General features: G+C 68.2%; 20 protein-coding genes. 13 read left to right on the forward strand and 7 right to left on the reverse strand.

Going from position 1 to position 23,213, the window contains the following annotated elements:
• From ACXJLU_RS04765 to ACXJLU_RS04775, 3 genes are all read right to left on the reverse strand, one after another.
• The coding region (locus ACXJLU_RS04765; protein WP_457329327.1) for a sensor histidine kinase at positions 1-2,238 on the reverse strand (2,238 nt) is incomplete at its 3' end.
• 147 nt (positions 2,239-2,385) lie between these two features.
• Complete coding sequence (locus ACXJLU_RS04770) at positions 2,386-3,243, reverse strand: YbgC/FadM family acyl-CoA thioesterase (RefSeq protein WP_457329328.1); 858 nt, start codon at positions 3,241-3,243, stop codon at positions 2,386-2,388.
• Positions 3,240-4,151 carry an alpha/beta hydrolase gene (locus ACXJLU_RS04775; RefSeq protein ID WP_457329395.1) on the reverse strand — a complete coding sequence of 304 codons (912 nt, stop codon included), beginning with the start codon at positions 4,149-4,151 and terminating at the stop codon, positions 3,240-3,242. The genes ACXJLU_RS04770 and ACXJLU_RS04775 overlap by 4 nt, the downstream gene beginning before the upstream one ends.
• 84 nt (positions 4,152-4,235) lie before the next feature.
• Here ACXJLU_RS04775 and ACXJLU_RS04780 point away from each other — a divergent pair, with 84 nt between their 5' ends.
• A complete protein-coding gene (locus tag ACXJLU_RS04780) occupies positions 4,236-5,384 on the forward strand; it encodes an iron-containing alcohol dehydrogenase (protein WP_457329329.1) in 1,149 nt (382 codons plus the stop codon).
• A 23-nt stretch (positions 5,385-5,407) separates the two neighbouring features.
• Here ACXJLU_RS04780 and ACXJLU_RS04785 read toward each other — a convergent pair whose 3' ends face one another.
• From ACXJLU_RS04785 to aceA, 3 genes are all read right to left on the reverse strand, one after another.
• Entirely contained in the window at positions 5,408-5,884 is a 477-nt protein-coding gene (locus tag ACXJLU_RS04785; protein WP_457329330.1) for an RES family NAD+ phosphorylase, read from the reverse strand.
• A gap of 13 nt (positions 5,885-5,897) precedes the next feature.
• On the reverse strand, positions 5,898-6,422 hold the full coding sequence (locus tag ACXJLU_RS04790) for an Xre family toxin-antitoxin system antitoxin (RefSeq protein WP_457329331.1): 525 nt from the start codon (positions 6,420-6,422) through the stop codon (positions 5,898-5,900).
• A 61-nt stretch (positions 6,423-6,483) separates the two neighbouring features.
• Positions 6,484-7,800: an isocitrate lyase gene (gene aceA / locus ACXJLU_RS04795; RefSeq protein ID WP_457329332.1), complete on the reverse strand. Its 1,317-nt coding sequence runs from the start codon at positions 7,798-7,800 to the stop codon at positions 6,484-6,486.
• Positions 7,801-8,141: 341 nt separating this feature from the next.
• Here aceA and ACXJLU_RS04800 point away from each other — a divergent pair, with 341 nt between their 5' ends.
• The 3 genes from ACXJLU_RS04800 to speB are packed head-to-tail and all read left to right on the forward strand — an operon-like array spanning position 8,142 to position 11,976.
• The gene (locus tag ACXJLU_RS04800; protein WP_457329333.1) at positions 8,142-10,565 is read left to right on the forward strand and encodes a bifunctional metallophosphatase/5'-nucleotidase; all 2,424 of its coding nucleotides are present in this window, start codon (positions 8,142-8,144) and stop codon (positions 10,563-10,565) included.
• On the forward strand, positions 10,565-11,020 hold the full coding sequence (locus tag ACXJLU_RS04805) for a hypothetical protein (protein WP_457329335.1): 456 nt from the start codon (positions 10,565-10,567) through the stop codon (positions 11,018-11,020). The genes ACXJLU_RS04800 and ACXJLU_RS04805 overlap by 1 nt, the downstream gene beginning before the upstream one ends.
• A gap of 17 nt (positions 11,021-11,037) precedes the next feature.
• The gene (speB, locus tag ACXJLU_RS04810) at positions 11,038-11,976 is read left to right on the forward strand and encodes an agmatinase (RefSeq protein ID WP_457329336.1); all 939 of its coding nucleotides are present in this window, start codon (positions 11,038-11,040) and stop codon (positions 11,974-11,976) included.
• Here the strand turns inward: speB and ACXJLU_RS04815 are convergent.
• Positions 11,948-12,427, reverse strand: a complete 480-nt coding sequence (locus tag ACXJLU_RS04815; RefSeq protein WP_073467839.1) for an Lrp/AsnC family transcriptional regulator — start codon at positions 12,425-12,427, stop codon at positions 11,948-11,950. The two genes, speB and ACXJLU_RS04815, sit on opposite strands and share 29 nt — an antisense overlap.
• Before the next feature lie 133 nt (positions 12,428-12,560).
• On the opposite strand from ACXJLU_RS04815, the gene aptA reads away from it, so the two are divergent.
• The 9 genes from aptA (at position 12,561) to ACXJLU_RS04860 (ending at position 23,203) form a co-directional block, all read left to right on the forward strand.
• On the forward strand, positions 12,561-13,865 hold the full coding sequence (gene aptA, locus ACXJLU_RS04820; protein WP_457329338.1) for an omega-aminotransferase AptA: 1,305 nt from the start codon (positions 12,561-12,563) through the stop codon (positions 13,863-13,865).
• 52 nt (positions 13,866-13,917) lie between these two features.
• Positions 13,918-15,246: an NAD(P)/FAD-dependent oxidoreductase gene (locus ACXJLU_RS04825; RefSeq protein WP_457329339.1), complete on the forward strand. Its 1,329-nt coding sequence runs from the start codon at positions 13,918-13,920 to the stop codon at positions 15,244-15,246.
• A gap of 121 nt (positions 15,247-15,367) precedes the next feature.
• Positions 15,368-16,156, forward strand: a complete 789-nt coding sequence (locus ACXJLU_RS04830; RefSeq protein WP_457329340.1) for a gamma-glutamyl-gamma-aminobutyrate hydrolase family protein — start codon at positions 15,368-15,370, stop codon at positions 16,154-16,156.
• 79 nt (positions 16,157-16,235) lie between these two features.
• Positions 16,236-17,603 (forward strand): glutamine synthetase family protein, encoded by a 1,368-nt coding sequence (locus tag ACXJLU_RS04835; protein ID WP_047512597.1) that lies wholly within the window; start codon positions 16,236-16,238, stop codon positions 17,601-17,603.
• A gap of 13 nt (positions 17,604-17,616) precedes the next feature.
• Positions 17,617-18,999, forward strand: coding sequence for an aspartate aminotransferase family protein (locus ACXJLU_RS04840; RefSeq protein ID WP_457329341.1), 1,383 nt, complete (start codon positions 17,617-17,619; stop codon positions 18,997-18,999).
• Positions 19,000-19,046: 47 nt separating this feature from the next.
• Complete coding sequence (locus ACXJLU_RS04845) at positions 19,047-20,150, forward strand: polyamine ABC transporter substrate-binding protein (protein ID WP_457329396.1); 1,104 nt, start codon at positions 19,047-19,049, stop codon at positions 20,148-20,150.
• An 11-nt stretch (positions 20,151-20,161) separates the two neighbouring features.
• Positions 20,162-21,271, forward strand: a complete 1,110-nt coding sequence (locus tag ACXJLU_RS04850; RefSeq protein WP_457329342.1) for an ABC transporter ATP-binding protein — start codon at positions 20,162-20,164, stop codon at positions 21,269-21,271.
• 169 nt (positions 21,272-21,440) lie between these two features.
• Positions 21,441-22,358 (forward strand): ABC transporter permease, encoded by a 918-nt coding sequence (locus ACXJLU_RS04855; RefSeq protein ID WP_457329343.1) that lies wholly within the window; start codon positions 21,441-21,443, stop codon positions 22,356-22,358.
• Complete coding sequence (locus tag ACXJLU_RS04860; RefSeq protein WP_073467847.1) at positions 22,355-23,203, forward strand: ABC transporter permease; 849 nt, start codon at positions 22,355-22,357, stop codon at positions 23,201-23,203. Before ACXJLU_RS04855 ends, ACXJLU_RS04860 begins: the two co-directional genes overlap by 4 nt.
• The last annotated feature ends 10 nt before the right edge of the window (positions 23,204-23,213 follow it).

The following is a 23,213-nucleotide window of genomic DNA, read 5'->3' on the forward strand; positions in this document are numbered from 1 at the left end:
GCCCGGTGCCGCCGCGGCACCGCCGGCCGCGCTCGCCTCGAGCACGCGCACCGGGATCTCGAACTGCGCCGTCGTGCCCCGGCCGTGTTCGCTCTCGATGTGCAGTTCACCGCCCATCACCTGCAGGAAGCCGCGGCTGAGCGCCAGCCCGAGGCCGGTGCCTTCGGCCGCCTGCCTGCCGGCCTGGGCCTGCACGAAGGCCTCGCCCAGCATCGCCAGTTCGCCGGCGGCAATGCCGACGCCGGTGTCGGTGACGCTGAAGCGCAGCCGGCCGTCGCCGACCATCCGGACCGCCAGCGTCACGCTGCCCTGCGGCGTGAACTTGATCGCGTTGCCCAGCAGGTTGACCAGCACCTGCCGCAGCTTCAGCACGTCGGCCTCCACATGCGTCGGCAGCGGCGAGCGGGCTTCCACCGCGAGTCGCAGGCCCTTCTGCCGCGCGCTCAGCGCGAACACCTCCTCCAGCTCGTGCAGCACCACCGGCAGGTTGAAGCGGACCGGCTGCACGCCCATGTGCCCGGCCTCGATCTTCGACAGCTCCAGCACCTGGTTGATCACCTGGTACAGGTGCTCGCCGCTGGACAACACCACCCCGACGTCGCGGCGCGCGCGCTCGCCCAGGCTCGGGTCGCGCATCAGCAGCCGTGAGAAGCCCAGCATCGCGTTCAACGGCGAACGCAGCTCGTGGCTCATGCTCGCCAGGAACATGCTCTTCGCGCGGTTGGCGGCCGCCTCGGCATCTGCCCGGCGCGCCTCGGCCTCGGCCAGCGCGCGGTTGTGCTCGGCGTCGTCCTTGGCACGCTCGGTCTCGAAGCGCACCTGCATCGCCGCCGTCAGGTCGGTCGCCTTCTTCGACTGGATGCGGCTGCGTGCCGCCATCGCGCGCCGTTCGAAGGCCAGCGCCCGCGCGAGATCGCCGACCGTTTCGTACTCGCGCGACAGTTCGCTGCACAGTTCGTCGGACACCGTCTTGCCCGCGGTGTCCTCGTCGATCGCGAGCGCCTGTTCCAGGTAGTGGATCGCACCGGTCGCCGCGCTCGAACCGGCCGGCGGCGGCAGTTGATGCTCGCGGGCGATGGTGGCCAGCGCCTGCAGGCAGGCGGCCTGCCGCCAGCGCACGCCCGCCTTCACGTGGATCGCGATCGCCTCTTCGGCCGCGGCGATGGCCTCGCTCTTGCGGCGAAAGCGCGACAGCACCAGCGACTTGCCGCGCAGCGCATCGGCCAGGTACCAGGTGGCGCGGCCGGCGCGCCGCTCGATGTCTTCGCTGACCGCATACGCATCGGCGGCCGCCGCATGTTCGCCCAGGCTGAAGCACACGTCGCCCAGCAGCGTGGCCGCAATGGTGTGGAAGGTGCCCGCGCGCGACGCTGCCCCCAGCCCGGCCAGGCTCTCGGCGAGCAGTTCGCGCGCGGCCGGCGAGCGGCCGGTTCGATGCAGCGCCAGGCCGACCCAGCCAAGGCTGAGCGTCAGCGTTGCCGGCCAGCCCGTCTTGCGGGCCAGCGCGACGGCGCGCTCCGCCCACTCCAGCCCCTGGGCCGGGTCGTTCAGGCTCAGGAAGGCGCGGGTGACGTTGCCGGCGACGATGATCGCGGTGCGCAGCTGCCCGGCGGCCAGCGCCAGCGAGAACGCCCGCTGGTTGAAGGCGATCTCGTGCACCAGCTCGCCACGGAACTGCGCGAACCAGCCGTTCGTCACCGCGATTCGGGCATCGAGCCCGGCGTGGCCCGATGGGGATGCGGTGCCGAGCAGCTCGCCCCAGCGCGCGACGGCCGCCGCCGGTGCCTGCATGAACTGGCCGAGCGCGAGGCTGGCCTCGGCGCAGCGCAGGCGCACCGCGTCGCCGGCGCGCTGGTAGGCGGCCAGCGCGTCGGCAAAGCATTCGTTGGCGCGCGCGGGCTCGTCGGCGTGGTACTGCAGCAGGATCGCCTGCGCGAGCGAGGCGTCGCCGGCACCGGTGAAATCGCCGATCGATTCGAAACCCTCGCGCGCCTGCGCGAGCAGGCCCTTGGCCGCATCGAGCTCGGCGAACAGCCACCGGGCCTCACCGTGAACCAGCTGCAGGCGCGCCAGGCAGCGGATGCGCGGCGCCTCGCCCGCCGCGTCGAGCGCGCCGGCCGCCAGCAGCGCCTGCGCCTCGTCGACCAGCGCCAACGCGCGCTGCGTGTGGCGCTGGCGCAGGTACCAGGCGAGCGCGGCGAGCCGTTGCGGGCGCAGCGCCTCATCGACGACGGTCAATTGCCGTTCCAGCGCCTGAACGTCCTGCTCCGACCCGAAATAATCTAGGTCCATCGCCCAACACCGAGAGACAACCATGACGGTATACGCGCCGGCGTCGCCGCTCGCAACGGTGGATTCGACCAAGGCCCCTCGATCCGATGGCCGCTACAGGCTGCGCACCATCTCGACGTGCGGGATGTCGACTTCCTCGAACACCGGCCCGCGCGGCGCGAACCCGGCCCGCGTGTAGAACGCCTCGGCCGAGGTCTGCGCATGCAGCACGGCTTCGCGGTAGCCCTGCTCGCGCGCCGCCTTCATCAGCGCGTCGAGCACCGCCCGGCCGACGCCGCTGCCGCGCATCGCCTGCGTCACCGCCATGCGGCCGATCTTCGCGACGCCGGGCACGTGCTCCAGCAGCCGGCCGGTCGCCAGCGCCGCGCCGAAATGGTTGTACGCGACGGCATGCAGGCAGTCGGCATCGGCGTCGTCCCACTCGCGCTCCGGCGGGATCTTCTGTTCCTCGACGAACACCTCGGTGCGGATGCGCTGCGCATCCCGACCCAGCTCGGCCCAGGCGCCGACGCGCACCTCCACCATCGGCTTGCCGGCCTCGAAATCCTGCAGCAGCTCGCGCAACTCCTGCGGCACCGGTTTCGAGGTGTGCGCGACCGGGTCGGCGAACACGTAGACCAGCTCGGCGCTGACCAGCAACTGGTCCTGCCGGAAGGCCGCCGCGCTGAACACCATCGACGAGGTGCCGATGCGCCCGCAGCGCACGCCGATGTCGAGCACGTCGTCGTAGCGTGCCGAGCCTTCGTACTCGACGGTGGTCTTGCGCACGAACAGGTCGCCGCCGAGGTAGTGCATCGTCGACGCATACGGCATCGCGAGCGCCCGCCAGTAGCCGGCGACTGCGGTGTCGAAGTACATCAGGTAGTGGCCGTTGAAGACGATCTGCTGCAGGTCGACTTCGGCCCAGCGCACGCGCAGCCGTTCGAGGAATCGGAAATCGGTGCGTTTCATGCGAGCAGTGCTTTCTTCAATGCGGCGGCGATGGCGTCCTGCGCAGCGACGGCTTCGTCGAGCTCGCGCGCCATCTTGATGAAATCGTGCGTGACGCCGCGATACAGCTCGAGCTCGACCGCGACGCCGACGGCGCGCAGCATGTCGGCGTAGGCGACGCCCTCGTCGACCAGCGGGTCGCATTCGGCCAGCACCACGCAGGCCGGCGCGACGCCGTCCAGATCGGGCGCGTTCAACGGCGCGAAGCGCCAGTCGCCGCGGTCGGCATGGGCGATGTAGTGGCCGAAGAACCACTCGATGCCCTGGGCGTCGAGCAGGAAGCCTTCGGCGAACTCGCGGTGTGACGGCGTGTCGGCATAGGCCGTCGTGCCGGGCGTGATCAGCACCTGCAGCGCGAGCGGCAGGCCGATGTCGCGCGCATGGATCGCGCTCGCCGCCGCCAGCGTGCCGCCGGCACTGTCGCCGCCGACCGCCATGCGGCGCGCATCGAGCCCGAGCGTCTCGGCATGCGACGCCAGCCAGCTCATGGCGGCCCAGGCGTCGTTCACCGCGGTCGGGAAACGGTGCTCCGGCGCGAGCCGGTAGTCGATCGCGACCACCGCCGTGCCGCTGCGCAGCGCGAACTGGCGGCACAGGCTGTCGTGGGTCTCGAGGTTGCCGATCGTGAAGCCGCCGCCATGCAGGTACATCATCAGCGGCAGCCGGCCGGCCGACGGCGCGTAGAGCCGGGCGCGCAATGGCGTGCCGTCGTCGGCAGGCAGCGTGAAGTCCTCGACGCGCACCAGCGGCGCGCGCGGCGGGTCGATGGTTTCGGCGGCCGCGATGTAGACCTCGCGGGCTTGCGCGACCGGCATGGTGTGGAACGGGGGGCGCTTGGCGCGGCCGATGCGATACAGCAGGCTGCTCATCGCGGGGGTCAGGGGATGCGAGCTCACGGGGGGCGAGTGTGCCAGAGCATACTGGCCGGTCCCATCGCAACGTTCCGTTCCGCCATGGCCTTCATCTACTACCTCACGCAGATCCAGCTCGACTTCGGCACCTTGAAGCTGCTGCCCGCCGAGTGCGAGCGCATCGGCATCCGCAAGCCGCTGGTCGTCACCGATGCCGGCGTGCGCGCGGCCGGCGTGCTCGACCAGGCATTGGCCGCGCTCGGCGCCCTGCCCCACGCGGTGTTCGACGGCACGCCGTTCAACCCGACCGAGGCAGCGGTGCGTTCCGCGGTGCAGGTCTGGCGCGAGCACGGCTGCGACGGGCTGATCGCGGTCGGTGGCGGATCGAGCATGGACCTGGCCAAGGGCGTCGCGATCGCCGCGACCCACGACGGCCCGATGAAGACCTACGCGACCATCGAAGGCGGCAGCACGAAGATCACCGACCGCGTGGCGCCGGTGATCGCGGTGCCGACGACGGCGGGCACCGGCAGCGAGGTCGCGCGCGGCGCGATCGTGATCGTCGACGACGGCCGCAAGCTCGGCTTCCACAACTGGAACCTGCTGCCGCGTGCGGCCATCTGCGACCCGGCGCTGACGCTTGGCCTGCCGCCGCTGCTGACGGCCGCGACCGGCATGGACGCGATCGCGCATTGCATGGAGACCTTCATGGCGCCGGCGGTGAACCCGCCCGCCGACGGCATCGCGCTCGACGGGCTGGAGCGCGGCTGGAGTCACATCGAGCGGGCCACGCGCAATGGCCAGGACCGCGAGGCGCGCTGGAACATGATGAGCGCGAGCCTGCAGGGCGCGATGGCCTTCCAGAAGGGCCTCGGCTGCGTGCATTCGCTGAGCCACAGCCTGGGCGGCGTGAACCCGAAGCTGCACCACGGCACGCTGAACGCGATGTTCCTGCCGGCGGTGCTGCGCTTCAATGCCAGCGCCGAATCGATCGTGCGCGAGCGGCGGCTGGCGCGCATGGCGCACGCGATGGGCATCGGCTCATGCGATTCGAGGGGCACCGAGATCGCCGAGGCGGTGCGCGAGATGAACGCACGGCTCGGGCTGGCCTCGGGGCTCGCGGCCCTCGGCGTGACCGAAGAGCTGTTCGAGCGCGTGATCGACGGCGCGATGGTCGACCACTGCCACAAGACAAACCCGCGCCTCGCGACGCGGGAGTATTACCGCGAGATGCTGCTGGCGTCGATGTAACCCGGCCGGGGAGCCGTCGCGCCTCAAGCCAGCCGCAGGTCGTACACCCAGGGCCGCAGCTTGGCGGCCCGGAGGCCCGCCGCATCGGCGTGCAGCGGATTGATCAGCACGTTGCACTCTTCCGGAACGATCACCGACGGCACGACCAGCAAGGCCGACGCCGCCGTGCGCAGCCAGGCGTCGCCGATGTCGAGCGACACCTTGCCCTCCGGGATGGCGCTCCAGCCCACCGGCAGTTCCGCCGCTGCGCACGAGCGACGGGCGGACCACACCGCGGCCGGCACCTCGATGCGCACCAGGAAGCGGTTCAGCGGAAGATCGCCGGCATTCAGGTGCACCACCGTTTCCAGGCAGGCGAGTGACGCGGTCGACGCGGTGTAGACGAGCGGGCGGCCGGGCCGGTTCCAGCGCCCGCCGGTCTGCTCGGCGCCTTTGCCGCTCAGGTCATGTGCTTCGTACTCGCGAGCGTCCGTGGCGATGCGCCACAGCAGCTGGGTCACGCCTTCTCCTGCGTCACGAATAGGCCCCGCTCTGCATCCGGGCGACCAGTTGCGACACCAGCCCCTGGCCTTCGGCGGTGTCCATCAGCTCGGCGGGGCGCGCGCCTCCCAGCGCCGACAGCGGCCGGTCCAGCCAGCTGGCCAGCCAGCCTGCAGCGTCGAAGCCTGCCGGCTCCCCCGATTCCTCGACCATCGCCTGCACCTGCCCCACCAGGCGGGCCATGCCCAGCACCTTCGAGCCCTCATCGGGCGACAGCGGCTTGCTGTCGCGCGCCTTGCGGTCGATGGTGGCGCGGGCCAGGCCCAGCGTGACGATGAGCTTCTCCTTCGGCATGCCCATGCGCTTGGCCATCGTGTCGATCACGCCGGCCGGCACGCCGCGCTTGACGATGCGCACGCGCTCCATCGCGTCGGCCTGGAAGGCGTGCAGGAAGTCGGTCGAGACGGCGGTGCCGACCAGTGGGATGGTCGCCCGCGCCTGGGTCAGCTTGAGGGCAGGCAGGCTCGCGGGCCGGGAGCGCGACGGTGGCTTTCGCATGGTTTCATCCTTTGAGCGGATATTTTCGCTCAAATGAGCGCCCCCGTCGCGATCGAATCGCTCAGGCCACCTTGCGCTCGTCGAAGAACTGCTCGTCTTCGGTCGAACCCTTCAGTGCTGCCGTCGATGCCTCGCGCTCGATCGTCGTCGTCACCGCATCGAAGTACCCGGTGCCGACCTCGCGCTGGTGCTTCACCGCGGTGAAGCCCTTTTCGGCCGCGGCGAACTCGGCTTCCTGCAGCTCGACGAACGCGGTCATGTTGTTGCGCGCATAGCCATAAGCCAGGTTGAACATCGAGTAGTTCAGGCTGTGGAAGCCGGCCAGCGTGATGAACTGGAACTTGTAGCCCATCGCACCCAGCTCGCGCTGGAACTTCGCGATCGTCGCGTCGTCGAGGTTCTTCTTCCAGTTGAAGCTCGGCGAGCAGTTGTAGGCCAGCAGCTTGCCGGGGAACTTCTTGTGGATCGCATCGGCAAACGCCTTCGCGAACGCCAGGTCGGGCTTGCCGGTCTCGCACCAGATCATGTCGGCGTACTCGGCATAGGCCAGGCCGCGGCTGATCGACTGCTCCAGCCCGTTGCGGGTGCGGTAGAAGCCTTCGATGGTGCGCTCGCCGGTGGTGAACGGCTTGTCGTTGTCGTCGACGTCGCTCGTGACCAGGTCGGCGGCCTCGGCATCGGTGCGGGCCAGCAGCACGGTGGGCGTGCCCATCACGTCGGCCGCGAGACGCGCTGCCACCAGCTTGGCCACTGCTTCGCGCGTCGGCACCAGCACCTTGCCGCCCATGTGGCCGCACTTCTTGACGGAGGCGAGCTGGTCCTCGAAGTGCACGCCGGCGGCACCGGCTTCGATCATCGACTTCATCAGCTCGAAGGCGTTCAGCACGCCGCCGAAACCGGCCTCGGCATCGGCCACGATCGGCGCGAAGTAGTCGCGGTAGTCGGCGTCGCCCGGGCCCTTGCCTTCGGACCACTGGATCTGGTCGGCGCGCTGGAAGGTGTTGTTGATGCGGCGCACCACCATCGGCACCGAGTTCGCCGGGTACAGCGACTGGTCGGGGTACATCTCGCCGGCCAGGTTGGCATCGCCCGCCACCTGCCAGCCGCTCAGGTAGATCGCCTTCAGGCCGGCCTTGACCTGCTGCATCGCCTGGTTGCCGGTCAGCGCGCCGAGCGAGTTGACGAAGGGTTCGGTGTTGATGAGGTTCCACAGCTTCTCGGCACCGCGCTTCGCGAGCGTGTGCTCGATCTGCAGCGAGCCGCGCAACCGCACGACGTCGGCCGCGGTGTAGCCGCGCTTGATGCCCTTCCAGCGCGGGTTCTCGGCCCAGTCTTTTTCAAGGGCGGCGATCTGTTGTTCGCGGGTCGGTTGGCTCATGTCGGTCTCCGGAAGTGACGGTGTGGAAAAACGAGGACTTGATGGCTTCAAGAATAGGAGCCGTCCGTCTCTTGCGGAAGACTTGTGTCTTATATAAGACTAAAAATAATCTTCAATGAAATCAATAACTTGAGCTGTCGGTTTCTGGATGTGAAATCAACTTCTTCCATCTGGAAGAATGCACTCGCAGCGTCGCCCTTGCGTTGCCACAATGCGAAATGATGTTTTCTTGATGCGGAAAGCTGAAGCGCGAGGCGCGCATCTTGCGAGGTGTGCGTCTTCTGTCACCTGCGCGCCATGTTGCGCAACCATGATCGCGAGCTTTGAAGGAGGGCCTGCCTGTGTCGAACCGTCGTTTTTCAAGCCGCTTGCGGCTGTGCCTGCTGGCGTTGGTGTGTGCAGGCCTGAGTGCCTGTGGTGGCGATGACGGGCCGTCCCCCGGCGAGCCCGCTGCATCGTTGACCCTCTCCGGCACCGCAGCCACCGGCAGCGCGCTGGCGAATGCCAAGGTCGCCGTCCGCTGCGCCGACGGCAGCCAGGCCAGTGCCACCACCCGCGCCGATGGCGGCTACTCCGCCGCCTTCAACGGCAAGCTGCCTTGCGTGCTGGAGGCCGATGCAGGCGCGCTCGGCAAGCTGCACTCGCTGGCCACGGGCAGCGGCAACAGCGCCACCGCGAACATCACGCCGCTGACGGAAGCCGTGGTGGGCAAGTTCTCGGCCGACACCGTGGCCTGGTTTGCGAGCTTCGACGCCGCCGCGGGCGCCAGCCTCAGCGCCGCCAAGGTCTCCGCCGCGCAGGCCGCGGTCAAGGACGAACTGGTCGCCAACGGCATCAGCATTCCCGCCTCGGTGAGCGACTTCCTGGCCGGCGCGCTGGTCGCCGCTTCCGGTGGCGTGGCCGGCAACGAGCACGACCAGCTCCTCGACGCGCTCGCCGCCAAGACCTTCAGCATCAAGCTGGTGGCGATGAACGATTTCCACGGTGCCATCACCGCGCCGGCCGCCACCAATGGCGGCACGGTGACCCTGCCCGACCCGGCCCATGCCGCGGGCACCAAGGTCAATGTGGGCGGTGCGGCCTACGTGGCCACCGCCATCAAGGCGCTGCGCGCCAAGGGCCCCAACAGCGTGGTGGTGGGCGCGGGCGACATGACGGGCGCCTCGCCCTTCGTCTCGTCGGCCACGCACGACGAAGCCTCGGTGGACGTGCTGAACCGCATCGGGCTGGAGATCACCTCGGTCGGCAACCACGAGTTCGACTACGGCCGGGCCGAACTGCTGCGCAAGCAGAACGGCGGCTGCTTCCCGGTCTCCGGCGCCCAGGGCGTGGCCGGCGCCGACACCTGCTTCATGGACGCCACCACCGGCACCTGGTCCGCGAGCGGCGGCAGCTTCAGCGGTGCGACCTACAAGTACCTGGCCGCCAACGTGGTCGACCAAACGAGCAACGCGCCGCTGCTGCCGGCCACGGCCATCAAGCGCTTCGGCCCCGTCGCGGTGGGCTTCATCGGACTGACGCTGAAGGGCACCACCGAGCTGGTCGCCGGCACCGGCATCAGCGGCCTCGCTTTCCTGGAAGAGTCGGCCACCATCAACAGCCACGCGAAGGCGCTGAAGGCGGCCGGCGTGCAGGCCGTGGTCGTGCTGATCCACCAGGGCGGCGTGTCGACCGCGACGACGGTCAACGACACCAGCTGCCCGGTCAGCTTCGGCGACCTGGGCGGCATCCTGGACAAGCTCAGCAGCGACATCGACGTGGTCGTCAGCGGCCACAGCCACCAGGAATACGTCTGCAACTACACCGGCAAGGCCAGCGGCAAGCGCTATGTGGTCACGCAGACCGGCTTCTACGGCGGCGCGGTGACCGACATCAACCTGGGCGTCAAACTCAAGACGGGCGTGACCTCGATCGACGCCGCCACGGTGCCCATCGTCCAGGCCGACAACAACGCCGGCGTGACGGTGCCCGCTGCCTTCGCCACCTTCGCGAAGGATGCGGACATCGCGGCCCTGGTGAACCACTATGTCGACGTCTCGAACACGCTGGCGCAGAAGCAGGTCGGCACGCTCGGCGGCAACCTGATGCGGGCGCTGTTCACCGGCACCACCAACCGCGATGAATCCGCCGAAGGCGTGATGGGCTCGGTGATGGCCGATGCCTACCTGTACGGCACGCCCAACGGTGCCGACTTCGCGGTGGTCAACCCGGGCGGTGTGCGCGCCGACCTGACCTGCGCCACCGGCGTGAGCGCGCCCTGCCCGGTGACCTACGCGCAGGTGAACACCGTCGCACCGTTCGCCAACACGGTGGTGAAGGTCAGCGTCACCGGCGCGCAGGTGATCCGCCTGCTCGAGCAGCAGTGGGAAGCCCCGAACTGCACCGCCAAGTTCAACCCGGCGACGCTGCAGTACGGGCGCCTGCTGCAGGCCTCCAGCGGCCTGACCTACAGCTACGACAACAGCGTCAACGCCTGGACCACCGGCGCCAGCCCGACCGACTGCGCGGCCGCGGGCACCGGGCACCGGGTGGTGGTGTCGTCGGTCAAGGTCAATGGCGTGGCACTGGACCTGGCCAAGACCTACACCGTCAGCACCAACAACTTCCTCGGCCTCGGCACTGGCGGCGACAACTTCAACGTGCTGGCGACGCAGGGAGCCAACAAGGTCGACTCGAAGGTGATCGACCTCGACGCGATGATTGCGTACTTCCGCGAGAAGTCACCTGTCGCGCCGACGACGCCGCGCATCACGCGCCTCAACTGATGCGGGGCCGCACGCGCCTTGTCAGGGCGGCGACCGGGGCCGTCATCGGCCTGCTGTGCAGCTTGCAGGCGCTGCCGGCCTGGGCGCTCGACGCGGGCCAACGGCGCGCCCTGAACGAGGCCGTGCAGCAGACCTCGCAGGCCTGCCTGCACGAGATGCACCACGACACCGACGAGTTCTCGGCGTGTGTCGATGCCCGCTTGCTGAGTGCTGCGGGCAAGCCGGTGGAGCAGCTCGGCACGGCCTACCTGGGGCTGGTGGGTTGCGTGTCGGCCGCGCGCATCGCCACCTTGCATTCGGATGAATGCGCGCGGGGCTACCTCGCCCGCGTGGACGCGCTGCGCAAGCGTTTCAAGCTGAGCGACCAGGACCTGTGCCCGACGGTGGCGGGCGACTGCCGCAGCAGGCTGGCGCAGATCGATGCGCTGCGCCGGGACAGCAAGCCGCGGAAATAAAAACGCAGAATCGCGGGATGAGCAGCTTCGCCTTCCTGTCGAACAACGCCTTCCTGAAGGCGCCCGCGGCCTCGGCCGACACGCCCTTCGCGGTGGCCGGCATCGCGTGGGACGGCTCGGTGACGAACCGCCCCGGCGCCCGCTTCGGCCCGCGCGCGATCCGCGAGGCGAGCCACATGCTGTGCGACGGCATCCACCCGTTCTTCGACACCACGCCCGACGGGCAGCTCGGCGATGCCGGCGACCTGCTGCTGCCGAACACCAGCCTCGAGCGCATGCGCGCGGCGATGGGTCCGCAGGTGGCGCCGCTGATCCGCGCGCACCACATGGCCTGGCTGGGCGGCGACCACTCGATCACGCTGCCCTTGCTGCGCAGCTACGTCGAGTGGCTGGGCAAGCCGCTCGCGGTGATCCATTTCGATGCGCACTGCGACACCTGGGCCGATCACTTCGGCGAGCCGAGCGGCCACGGCACCTGGGTCTACGAGGCGATCAACGAAGGCCTGGTGATCAAGGAGTGCTTCACGCAGCTGGGCATCCGCTCGGCCGGCCAGCGTGAGGCGCGCGAGTACGTGCGCGACCAGGGCGGGCAGATCTTCACCGCACGCGAGTTGCGCGGCCTCGACGGCGCGGTGCAGATGCAGCCGGTGCTGTCGGCGATCCGCAGCCGGCTGTCGCGGCACGACAACCCGCCGGTCTACCTGAGCCTGGACATCGACTGCCTCGACCCAGCCTTCGCGCCCGGCACCGGCACGCCGGAGCCCGGTGGTCTCGCGACCACGCAGGTGCTGACGATGCTCGAGGAACTGGCCGACCTGCCCTTCGTCGGGATGGATTGCGTCGAGGTGTCGCCGCCGTACGACCACGCGGAACTGACCAGCTACGCAGCGGCGAATTTCGTCTGGACCTACCTGTGCGGCCGGCTGGCTAAACGGCCAGCGCCGTCGTCTTCTTGACCGTCCGCAGCACCAGCATCGAGTTCGAGCGCACCACCCCCGGCAGCCGCTCCAGCACCTCGGTGTGGAAGCGCTCCAGGTCGCCCGCATCGCAGTAGGTAAAGCGCAGCAGGTAGTCGTTGGTGCCGGCCACGTAGAAGCAGTCGAGGATCTCCGGCACGTCGCGCACCGCCTGCTCGAACTCGGCCATCGCGGCCTGCGTCAGCTTCTCGAGGTTGACGATCGTGAAGCTGGTGCCCGGCTGCCCGACCGCCTTCGAGTCGATCAGCGCGACGTACTGCGCGATCACCCCGCCGTCTTCCAGCGCCTTGACCCGCCGCAGGCAGGCCGACGGCGACAGGTGAACCCGTTCGGCCAACTCGACATTGGCCAGCTTGCCCTCCACCTGCAAGACCCGCAGGATGTGGCGATCAATCGCATCGAGTTGCACCTTCGGCTTGCTGCTTGCCATATTCTGCGAATCCAAGAGTAACTGGCCGCATGATATTGCGACACGCACCGAAATCGGCCCGCTTTGCGCAAGCAAATTTCGTCGCGGGCCGGCTAGACTGCGTGACGAAATTCACAAGCCATCTGAACCGGTCATGGACAACAAGCTCGACGCCCACTGGATGCCCTTCACCGCCAACCGGCAGTTCAAGCAGGCGCCGCGCCTGCTGTCCAAGGCCGAAGGCATGCACTACTGGACGCCGGAGGGCCGCCAGGTGCTCGACGGTGCCGCCGGCCTGTGGTGCGTGAACGCCGGGCATGCGCGGCCGAAGATCGTGAAGGCCATCCAGGAGCAGGCGGCGGAGATGGATTTCGCGCCGCCCTTCCAGATGGGCCACCCGAAGGCCTTCGAGCTCGCCGAGCGGCTGGTCCAGCTGGCGCCGTCCGGGCTCAGCAAGGTGTTCTTCACCAACTCCGGCTCCGAAGCCGTCGAGACCGCGCTGAAGATGGCGATCGGCTACCACCGCGCCCGCGGCGAAGGCCAGCGCACCCGGCTGATCGGCCGCGAGCGCGGCTACCACGGCGTCAACTTCGGCGGCATCTCGGTCGGCGGGCTGGTCGCCAACCGCAAGATGTTCGGCAGCCTGCTGCCCGGCGTCGACCACATCCGCCACACGCACGATCCGCGCAACGCATTCACGCACGGCCAGCCGCTGCACGGCGCCGAGCTGGCCGACGACCTGGAGCGCCTGGTCGCGCTGCACGATGCGTCGACCATCGCCGCGGTGATCGTCGAGCCGGTCGCCGGCTCCACCGGCGTGCTGGTGCCGCCGCAGGGCTACCTCGAACGCCTGCGCGCGATCTGCGACAAGCACGGCATCCTGCTGATCTTCGACGAGGTCATCACCGGCTTCGGCCGCCTCGGCGCCCCGTTCGCCGCGACGAAATTCGGCGTCATGCCCGACCTGATGACGGTCGCCAAGGGCCTGACCAACGGTGCCGTGCCGATGGGCGCGGTGTTCGCGAAGCAGCATGTTCACGACGCCTTCATGAACGGCCCCGAGCAGGCGATCGAGTTCTTCCACGGCTACACCTACTCGGCGCATCCGCTGGCCTGCGCCGCGGCGCTCGGCACGCTGGACACCTATGCCGACGAAGGCCTGCTGACGCGCGGCGAAGCGATGGCGCCGACCTTCGAGCGCGCGGTGCATTCGCTGAAGGACCTGCCGAACGTGATCGACGTGCGCAACCTCGGCCTGGTCGGCGGCATCGAGCTCGCACCGATCGACGGCCAGCCCGGCAAGCGCGCGTTCTCGGTCTTCCTCGACTGCTGGGAGAAGGGCCTGCTGATCCGCACCACCGGCGACACGATCGCGCTGTCGCCGCCGCTGATCATCGAGAACAAGCACATCGACCAGCTGATCGGCACGCTGTCCGACGCGATCAAGCGCGCAGCCTGACCACGACCGCCCTGCAACCGACTCGCCAAGGACACTGCCTAGCGCACACCGTATGAGCTTCCTGAGCGCCGACAGCGATCTCACCCGCCACTCGTACTACGCCGCGACCGTGCAGCGGACGCAGGGCTTTCCCACGCTGTCGTCATCGCTTGACTGCGATGTCGCCATCGTCGGTGGCGGCCTCGCAGGGCTCTCGGCCGCGATCGAGCTGGCCGACCGCGGCTACCGCGTCGCGTTGCTCGAAGCTCGCGAAGTCGGCTGGGGTGCCTCGGGCCGCAACGGCGGCCAGGCCATCGCCGGCCTCGCCTGCGACCAGACGGTGATCGAGGACCAGCTCGGCCTGGCCGAATCGCGCCGCGTGTGGGCGATGACGCTCGAAGCGCTCGACCTGATCCACGAACGCTGCCGGCGCTTCTCGATCGATTGCGACTGGCAGGCGGGCTACCTGAGCGTGGCCGTCAATGCCCGCAAGGCGCGCGAGCTGCACGACTGGCACGTGCTGATGCGCGAGCGCTACGACCACGACACCACCTGGATCGCGCCGGCCGAGTTGCCGCAGTGGATCGCGAGCCCGCGTTTCCACAGCGGCGCGCACGACGCGCGCTCGGGCCACCTGCATCCGCTGAAGTACAGCCTCGGTCTCGCCCGCGCGGCGGCGAGCGTCGGCGTGCAGCTGTTCGAGCAATCGCCGGTCACGGCCATCACCCCCGGCACCACCGTGCGCCTGACCACGCCGCAGGGCGAGCTGCGCGCGAAGCACGTGCTGCTCGCCGGCAACGTCTACCTGCAAGGCCTCGCGCCGCAGCTCGAACGCCGCATCATGCCGGTCGGCACCTACATCGTCGCCTCGCAGCCGATCGATCCCGAGCTCGCGCGCTCGCTGATCCCGTCGCGCTCCGCGGTGTGCGACACCAACTTCGTGCTCGACTACTTCCGCCCGACGCCCGACCACCGCATGCTGTACGGCGGGCGCGTCAGCTACAGCACCAGCACACCGATCAACCTCGCGGCCAGCATGCAGCGGCGCATGGCACGCAGCTTCCCGCAGCTGAAGGACACCGCGGTCGAGTTCTCGTGGGGCGGCTTCGTCGACATCAGCATGAACCGCGCGCCCGATTTCGGGCGCCTGCCCATCGAGGGTGCGGGCGCGGGCGCGAAACCGCACCACGACAACATCTACTACCTGCAAGGTTTCTCGGGCCACGGGCTTGCGTTGACCGGCCTCGCCGGCCAGCTGGTCGCCGAGGCGATCGACGGCCATGCGGCCCGCTTCGACACCTTCGCGAAGCTGCGCCACCGCCCGTTCCCCGGCGGCCCGCTGCTGCGCACGCCGGCGCTGGTGATGGGCATGGCGTACTACCGCCTGAAGGACATGCTGTGAGGTGCCTGCCGATTGACTTTGCATCCCGTGCGGGCACACTCATTGCTCCACTTCTGCTGTCTCTTGCGTTGCCAGTAAGCCCAGTGCGCTCCCGCTCAACAAGCGGCGCGCAGCAAGCCCAATGAAACCACTCAACAAGCCGGTCGTCCTGATCCCCGCGTGCAACCGACTCGTCGGCCTGCATCCCTTCCACATCGCCGGCAAGAAATACATCGACGCGGTGCGCCTGGCCGGCTGCCTGCCGCTGGTCGTGCCCTCCTCCACCGCGGCCGAGATCGACGAGCTGCTCGACGTCGCCGACGGCGTGCTGCTCACCGGCTCGCCGTCGAACGTGCACCCCAGCCATTTCGGCGAAGAGGTGCACGACCCGTCGCTGCCGCTCGACCCCGACCGCGACGACTGGACGCTGCCGATGATCCCGCGTGCGCTCGAGCGCGGCATCCCACTGTTCGCGATCTGCCGCGGCTTCCAGGAGGCCAACGTCGCGCTCGGCGGCTCGCTGTACCAGGCGGTGCAGGAGGTGCCCGGCCAGCGCGACCACCGCGGCGCGCCGCATTTGAAAGACGCGCCGCCCGAGGTGGTCTACGACTTCGCGCACGAGGTCACCGTGGTGCCCGGCGGCACGCTCGCCGGCATCGTCGAGAAGCCCTCGTTCCAGGTGAACTCGGTGCACGGCCAGGGCGTCAACAAGCTCGCACCGGGGCTGCGCGTCGAGGCGCGCGCGCCCGATGGCCTGGTCGAGGCCTTCTCGATGGCCGAGGCCAAGTCCTTCAACCTCTGCGTGCAATGGCACCCCGAATGGCAGGCCGCGCAGAACCCGATCTCGCTGCGCCTGTTCAAGGCCTTCGGCGCCGCCTGCCAGTCGTTCCGCGATCGCCACCGGGAGCCGCACCGCGACCCGGACCGTTAGGTGCGTTCCACCCTGCCCTGACGCTCGGCCCGACCGCAATCAATCCCGATTGCGGCCAACGAAACCAACAGGTGATCCCATGGTGGACAAGAACAACTTCAATTTCAGCGACCTCGAACAGTGGCTCAATGATCGCCGCGTGACCGAGATCGAGTGCCTGGTGCCCGACCTCACCGGCGTGGCCCGCGGCAAGATCCTGCCGCGCGAGAAATTCACCGAAGACCGCGGCATGCGGCTGCCCGAGGCCATCGTCGCGATCGGCGTCACCGGCGAGTTCCCCGAGGAAGGCCCGTACTACGACGTGATCCACGCGACCGACCGCGACATGCACCTGCGCCCCGACCCGAGCACGGTGCGCATCGTGCCGTGGGCGGTCGACCCGACCGCGCAGGTCATCCACGACTGCTTCGACCGCGACGGCAAGATGATCCCGTACGCGCCGCGCTCGGTGCTGCGCAACATCTGCGACCTGTACGCCGCCGAGGGCTGGGACCCGGTGGTCGCGCCCGAGCTGGAGTTCTACCTGATCGAGCGCAGCACCGACCCGAACCAGCCGCTGCGCCCGCCGAAGGGCCGCAGCGGCCGGGCCGAGACCTCGCGCCAGGCGTATTCGATCGACGCGGTGAACGAGTTCGACCCGCTGTTCGAGGACATCTACGCCTACTGCGAGCAGATGGAGCTGAACGTCGACACGCTGATCCACGAGGTGGGCGCGGGCCAGATGGAGATCAACTTCTTCCACGACCACCCGCTGGGCCTGGCCGACGAGGTGTTCTTCTTCAAGCGCACGATCCGCGAGGCCGCGCTGCGCCACGAGATGTACGCCACCTTCATGGCCAAGCCGATGGCCAACGAGCCGGGCAGCGCGATGCACGTGCACCAGAGCATCGTCAGCAAGCTGACCGGCAAGAACATCTTCAGCAACGAGGACGGCTCGCCGTCGAAGGAGTTCTTCTGGTACATCGGCGGGCTGCAGAAGTACACGCCGGCGGCGATGGCGCTGTTCGCGCCGTACGTCAACTCGTACCGCCGGCTCGCGCGCTCGACCGCGGCGCCGATCAACATCCAGTGGGGCACCGACAACCGCACGGTGGGCATCCGCTCGCCGGTGGCGACACCGGCGGCACGCCGGGTCGAGAACCGCGTGATCGGCGCCGACGCGAACCCGTACGTGGCGCTCGCGGCGACGCTGGCCTGCGGCTACCTCGGCATCAAGAACAGGATCGAGCCGGCGGCCGAGTGCAAGGGCGACGCCTACCTGTCGGAGTACCAGCTGCCGCGCTCGCTGAGCGAGGCGCTGGGCTGGCTCGCGGATGAGAAGGACCTGCACGACGTGCTGGGCAAGCCGTTCATCACCGTCTACTCCGAGATCAAGGAGATCGAGCACGACGAGTTCATGAAGGTGATCTCGCCGTGGGAGCGCGAGCACCTTCTCCTTCACGTCTGACCTGGAGATCCAGATGAGCACCACGCAACGCAGCACCCAGGAATGGCAGGCCGCCGACACGGCGCATTACCTGCACCCGTTCACCGACTACAAATCGCTCGCGGCCAAGGGCTCGCGCATCATCACCAAGGCCGACAACATCTACCTGTGGGACAGCGAGGGGAACAAGATCCTCGACGCGATGTCCGGCCTGTGGTGCGTCAACGTCGGCTACGGCCGGCAGGAGCTGATCGACGCGGCCACCGCGCAGCTGAAGCAGTTGCCGTTCTACAACTCGTTCTTCCAGACCGCGACACCGCCGGCGATCGAGCTGGCCGAGCTGCTGGCGCAGGTGACGCCGCCGCAGTTCAAGCATGTGTTCTTCAGCGGCTCCGGCTCCGAGGGCAACGACACCGTGGTGCGCATGGTGCGCCGCTACTGGGACGTGCTCGGCCAGCCCGAGCGCACGGTGATCATCAGCCGCAACAACGCGTACCACGGCTCGACGATGGCCGGCGCCTCGCTCGGCGGCATGAGCGGCATGCATGCGCAGGGCGGGCTGCCGATCCCGGGCATCGTGCACATCGAGCAGCCGTTCTGGTTCGAGAACGGGCAAGGCATGAGCCGCGAGACCTTCGGCGTGCGCGCGGCCGACTGGCTCGAAGCGAAGATCCTCGAGGTGGGCGCCGACAAGGTGGCCGCCTTCATCGGCGAACCGGTGCAAGGCGCGGGCGGCGTGATCGTGCCGCCGTCGAGCTACTGGCCGGCGATCCAGCGCATCTGCGACAAGCACGGCATCCTCGTCGTGTCCGACGAGGTCATCACCGGCTTCGGGCGCACCGGCCGCTGGTTCGGCTGCGAGACCATGGGCTTCAAGCCCGACCTGATGACCTTCGCGAAGGGCGTGACCTCGGGCTACATCCCGCTCGGCGGCGTGATGGTCGGCGACCGCATCGCGAAGGTGCTGATCGAGCAAGGCGGCGAGTTCAACCACGGCTACACCTACTCCGGGCACCCGGTGGCCTGCGCGGTGGCGCTGGCGAACATCCGGCTGATCCAGCGCGAGGGGCTGGTCGACCGCGTGCGCGACGAACTCGGCCCGCATCTTGCAGCGCGCTTTGCCGAACTCGGCGAGCACCCGCTGGTGGGCGAGGCGCAGACCTGCGGAATGATGGGCGCGCTGCAACTGGTCAAGGACAAGGCGTCGAACCGGGTGTTCGACAGCGCGCTCGAAGTGGGCATGGTGTGCCGCGGCCACTGCTTCGGCAACGGGCTGATCATGCGCGCCGTCGGCGACCGGATGATCGTCGCGCCGCCGCTGGTGATGACGATCGCGCAGCTCGACGAGATGGTCGCGCTGATCCGCAAGTGCCTCGACCTCACGCTCGCCGACGTCAAGCAGCGCGGCTGGATCTGATTTCACGCCTGGAGTTTTTCAACATGAAGGACATGACCATGAAGCAGATGTTCAACGCGCTGGGCTTCGCGTTCGCCGCGACCGCGATGCTGTGGGGTACGCAAGCCTTCGCGCAGGAGGAAGAAAAGGTCCTGAACATCTACAACTGGTCTGATTACATCGCCGAGGACACGCTGGCCAACTTCGAGAAGGAGACCGGCATCAAGGTGCGCTACGACAATTTCGACAACAACGAGATCGTCCATGCCAAGCTGGTCGCCGGCAAGAGCGGCTACGACGTGGTGGTGCCTTCGTCGTACTGGGCCAAGCTGCAGGCCGATGGCGGGCTGTTGCGCAAGCTCGACAAGGCCCAGCTGCCCAACCTGAAGAACCTCGACCCGCAGATCCAGGCGACGCTCGCCAAGCTCGACCCGGGCAACGACTACATGGTGAACTGGCTGTGGGGTTACACCACCGTGGGCATCAACGTCGACAAGGTGAAGGCGGCGCTGGGCAGCCTGCCGATGCCCGACAACGCCTGGGATCTGGTCTTCAAGCCCGAGTACATCAGCAAGCTGAAATCGTGCGGCGTGTCCTTCCTCGATTCGCCGACCGACGTGGTGCCGGCCGCGATGCACTACCTGGGCAAGGCGGCCTTCTCGCGCAACGCGGGCGACTACCAGGCGGTGCCGGAGCTGCTGAAGAAGATCCGCCCCTCGGTGACCTTGTTCAGCTCGTCGGGCTACATCAACGACATGGCCAACGGCTCGATCTGCGTGGCGCTGGGCTGGTCGGGCGACATCAACATCGCGCGCCAGCGCGCGATCGACAGCAAGAGCGGGCAGAAGATCGAGGCGCTGATCCCGAAGACCGGCGGCGTGCTGTTCTTCGACACGATGGTGATCCCGGCCGATGCGCCGCACCCGGGCAATGCGCACAAGTTCATCAACTACATCATGAAGCCCGAGGTCGACGCGAGCCTGACCAACAAGGTGTTCTACGCCAACCCGAACAAGGAATCGCGCAAGTTCATCAAGCCCGAGATCGCGAACAACCCGACGGTGTTCCCGAGCGATGCCGAGATGCAGAAGATGGCGCTGCCGGACGCGGTGACCAACGACATCCGGCGCACGATGACGCGCATCTACACCTCGTTCAAGACCGGCGTCTGATCGGAGCGGCGATGACCAGCACACCGCAAGCCGGTTTCCTGCGCATCGACGACGTAGTGAAGGATTTCGGCGGCGGTGCCGTCGCGGTCAACCACGTCAGCGTCGACATTGCCAAGGGCGAGATCTTCGCGTTGCTCGGCTCATCCGGCTGCGGCAAGACGACGCTGCTGCGCATGCTGGCCGGCTTCGAGACGCCGACCTCGGGGCGCATCGTGCTCGACGGCAAGGACCTCGCGGGCCTGCCGCCGTATGCGCGGCCCTTGAACATGATGTTCCAGTCGTACGCGCTGTTCCCGCACCTGACGGTGTGGGACAACATCGCCTTCGGCCTGCGACGCGACAAGCTGCCGGCGGCCGAGGTCGCCGCCCGCGTGGAGGCGATGCTGAAGCTGGTGCAGCTGACCAAGTACGGCAAGCGCAAGCCGCACCAGCTGTCGGGCGGCCAGCAGCAGCGGGTGGCGCTGGCGCGCAGCCTCGCGAAGAAGCCGCAGCTGCTGCTGCTCGACGAGCCGCTGGGCGCGCTCGACAAGAAGCTGCGCGAGGAAACGCAGATCGAACTGGTGAACATCATCGAGGAGGTCGGCGTGACCTGCGTGATGGTGACGCACGACCAGGAAGAGGCGATGACGATGGCCTCGCGGATCGCGGTGATGAGCGAGGGGCGCTTCCTGCAGGTGGGCGCCCCGGCCGACATCTACGAGACGCCGGCGACGCGCTTCGTGGCCGACTTCATCGGCAACGTGAACCTGATGGACGGCGCGGTGACGGTCGACCAGCCCGACCATGTGGTGATCAGCTGCGCCGATTGCACGCACTACGTGGGGCACGGCATCACCGGCACCGAAGGCATGGAGGTGACGGTGGCGCTGCGCCCCGAGAAGATCCAGCTGTCGCGCGATGCACCGGCTGGCGAGCACGGCCCGCACAACCGGACCCGCGGCAAGGTCAAGAACCTCGCGTACTTCGGCAGCTTCACGGTCTTTCACATCCAGCTGCCGAGCGGGGCGATGCTGAAGGTCAGCCAGAACAACTCCGAGCGGCATCGGGATGACGTGATCACCTGGGACGACGAAGTCTGGGCGCATTGGTCTCCGTCTGCTCACGTGGTGTTGACGCAATGACAACCCACCCGCGCCCCGTTTGCCCTGAGCCTGTCGAAGGGCCCGCACTCGCGGCACGAGGGCTTCGACAAGCTCAGCCCGACCCTTCGACAAGCTCAGGGCGAACGGAGTTTCTTTGCACCCACCCGCGCCTTTGCAAAACCAGCGTGCCACAAGAAGGAGCGAATCAATGAAGGCTCCAACCTGGTGGAGAGGAAGAAGCGCCGTCATCGGCATCCCCTACGCGTGGCTGCTGCTGTTCTTCCTCGCCCCGTTCCTGATCGTGCTGAAGTACAGCCTGTCCGAGATGGGCGCCGTGACCCCCAACGACCTGACGAGCGTGGTCGACGGGGCGCTGAAGATCACCCTCAAGTTCGCCAACTACACCTTCCTCGCGAGCGACAAGCTCTACGTCACCGCCTACTGGTCCAGCGTCAAGTTCGCGTTCGTCACCACCGTGCTTTGCCTGGCGATCGGCTACCCCTTCGCGTATTTCATGGCCCGCGCGAAGCAGAGCCTGCAACCCGCGCTGCTGATGCTGGTGATGCTGCCCTTCTGGACCTCGTTCCTGCTGCGCGTCTACGCCTGGAAAGGCCTGCTCGAGGAAGGCGGCTGGGTGCATCGCATCGTCGTCGGGCTCGGGCTCGACCAGCTGCTGGTGCGCGCCGACATGATCGAGGTCGCCGGCAAGCTGATGAACACGCCCTTCTCGCTCGTGATCGGCATGACCTACACCTACCTGCCCTTCATGATCCTGCCCCTCTACGCGAACCTCGCGAAGATGGACCTGCGCCTGCTCGAAGCCGCGGCCGACCTCGGCGCCACGCCGTGGCAGGCGTTCTGGCGCATCACCGTGCCGCTCTCCAAGGCCGGGATCATCGCCGGCTCGATGCTGGTGTTCATCCCGTGCATCGGCGAATTCGTCACCCCCGAACTGCTCGGCGGGCCGCGCACGCTGATGATCGGCCGCGTGCTGTGGGACGAGTTCTTCAGCAACAACGACTGGACCATGGCCTCCACCGTCGCCGTCGTGCTGGTGCTGCTGATCGTGTTCCCGCTGGCGCTCTTCAACAAGTACCAGGTCGAAAGCCAGGAGCGCAGGCGATGAGCGGCACCGTGCACCCCAAGGCCGCCTGGTTCGGCCGCGCCTGGCTGGTCGGCGGCTTCCTGTTCCTCTACCTGCCCATCGTCACGCTCGTCATCTACTCGTTCAACGCGTCCTCGTTGCCCACCGTCTGGGGCGGCTTCACGCTCGACTGGTACGTCAAGCTGGCTGGCGACCGCGAGATGCTGTCCGGCCTGTGGCTCTCGCTGAAGATCGCCTTCCTCAGCGCCTGCGGCTCGGTGCTGCTCGGCACGCTGGCCGCCTTCTCGCTGGTGAAGTACCGGCGCTTCGCCGGCCGCACGCTGTTCAACGGCCTGGTCAACGCACCGCTGGTGATGCCCGAGGTGATCTGCGGCCTGTCGCTGCTGCTGATGCTGGTGTCGGTGCAGAAGGCCATCGGCTTCCCCGAGCGCGGGCTGATGACGATCTGGCTCGGCCACCTGCTGCTGGGCATCTCGTACGCCACCGTCGTCGTGCAGGCCCGCCTGCAGGACCTGAACCCGTCGCTCGAAGAAGCGGCCATGGACCTGGGCGCCCGGCCCTGGCAGGTGTTCACGCTGGTCACGCTGCCGATGATCGGCCAGGCGCTGGCCTCGGCCTGGCTGCTCACCTTCAGCCTGTCGCTCGACGACGTGGTGGTTTCGGCCTTTCTCTCCGGCCCGGGCGCCACGACCATGCCGCTGGTGATCTTCTCGCGCGCCCGCCTCGGCCTGAACCCGAGCGTCAACGCGGTCGCCACCGTGATCATCGTGATCGTCGCGGTGTGCGTGGCCGCGGCCAGCCTCTACATCGCGCGCGCCGAACGAAAGCGCATCGAGGAAATGAACGCGGCGCAACGAGGCGCCTGACTCCAGAACA

Source organism: Rhizobacter sp. P5_C2 (assembly GCF_054049715.1).

Bases quoted from the DNA above. Each gene is read 5' to 3' on its own strand.
- ACXJLU_RS04770 (WP_457329328.1), bottom strand. From the start codon at position 3,243: ATGAAACGCACCGATTTCCGATTCCTCGAACGGCTGCGCGTGCGCTGG.
- ACXJLU_RS04775 (WP_457329395.1), bottom strand. From the start codon at position 4,151: ATGAGCAGCCTGCTGTATCGCATCGGCCGCGCCAAGCGCCCCCCGTTC.
- ACXJLU_RS04780 (WP_457329329.1), top strand. From the start codon at position 4,236: ATGGCCTTCATCTACTACCTCACGCAGATCCAGCTCGACTTCGGCACC.
- ACXJLU_RS04790 (WP_457329331.1), bottom strand. From the start codon at position 6,422: ATGCGAAAGCCACCGTCGCGCTCCCGGCCCGCGAGCCTGCCTGCCCTC.
- aceA (WP_457329332.1), bottom strand. From the start codon at position 7,800: ATGAGCCAACCGACCCGCGAACAACAGATCGCCGCCCTTGAAAAAGAC.
- ACXJLU_RS04805 (WP_457329335.1), top strand. From the start codon at position 10,565: ATGCGGGGCCGCACGCGCCTTGTCAGGGCGGCGACCGGGGCCGTCATC.
- speB (WP_457329336.1), top strand. From the start codon at position 11,038: ATGAGCAGCTTCGCCTTCCTGTCGAACAACGCCTTCCTGAAGGCGCCC.
- ACXJLU_RS04815 (WP_073467839.1), bottom strand. From the start codon at position 12,427: ATGGCAAGCAGCAAGCCGAAGGTGCAACTCGATGCGATTGATCGCCAC.
- aptA (WP_457329338.1), top strand. From the start codon at position 12,561: ATGGACAACAAGCTCGACGCCCACTGGATGCCCTTCACCGCCAACCGG.
- ACXJLU_RS04825 (WP_457329339.1), top strand. From the start codon at position 13,918: ATGAGCTTCCTGAGCGCCGACAGCGATCTCACCCGCCACTCGTACTAC.
- ACXJLU_RS04830 (WP_457329340.1), top strand. From the start codon at position 15,368: ATGAAACCACTCAACAAGCCGGTCGTCCTGATCCCCGCGTGCAACCGA.
- ACXJLU_RS04835 (WP_047512597.1), top strand. From the start codon at position 16,236: ATGGTGGACAAGAACAACTTCAATTTCAGCGACCTCGAACAGTGGCTC.
- ACXJLU_RS04840 (WP_457329341.1), top strand. From the start codon at position 17,617: ATGAGCACCACGCAACGCAGCACCCAGGAATGGCAGGCCGCCGACACG.
- ACXJLU_RS04845 (WP_457329396.1), top strand. From the start codon at position 19,047: ATGTTCAACGCGCTGGGCTTCGCGTTCGCCGCGACCGCGATGCTGTGG.
- ACXJLU_RS04850 (WP_457329342.1), top strand. From the start codon at position 20,162: ATGACCAGCACACCGCAAGCCGGTTTCCTGCGCATCGACGACGTAGTG.
- ACXJLU_RS04855 (WP_457329343.1), top strand. From the start codon at position 21,441: ATGAAGGCTCCAACCTGGTGGAGAGGAAGAAGCGCCGTCATCGGCATC.
- ACXJLU_RS04860 (WP_073467847.1), top strand. From the start codon at position 22,355: ATGAGCGGCACCGTGCACCCCAAGGCCGCCTGGTTCGGCCGCGCCTGG.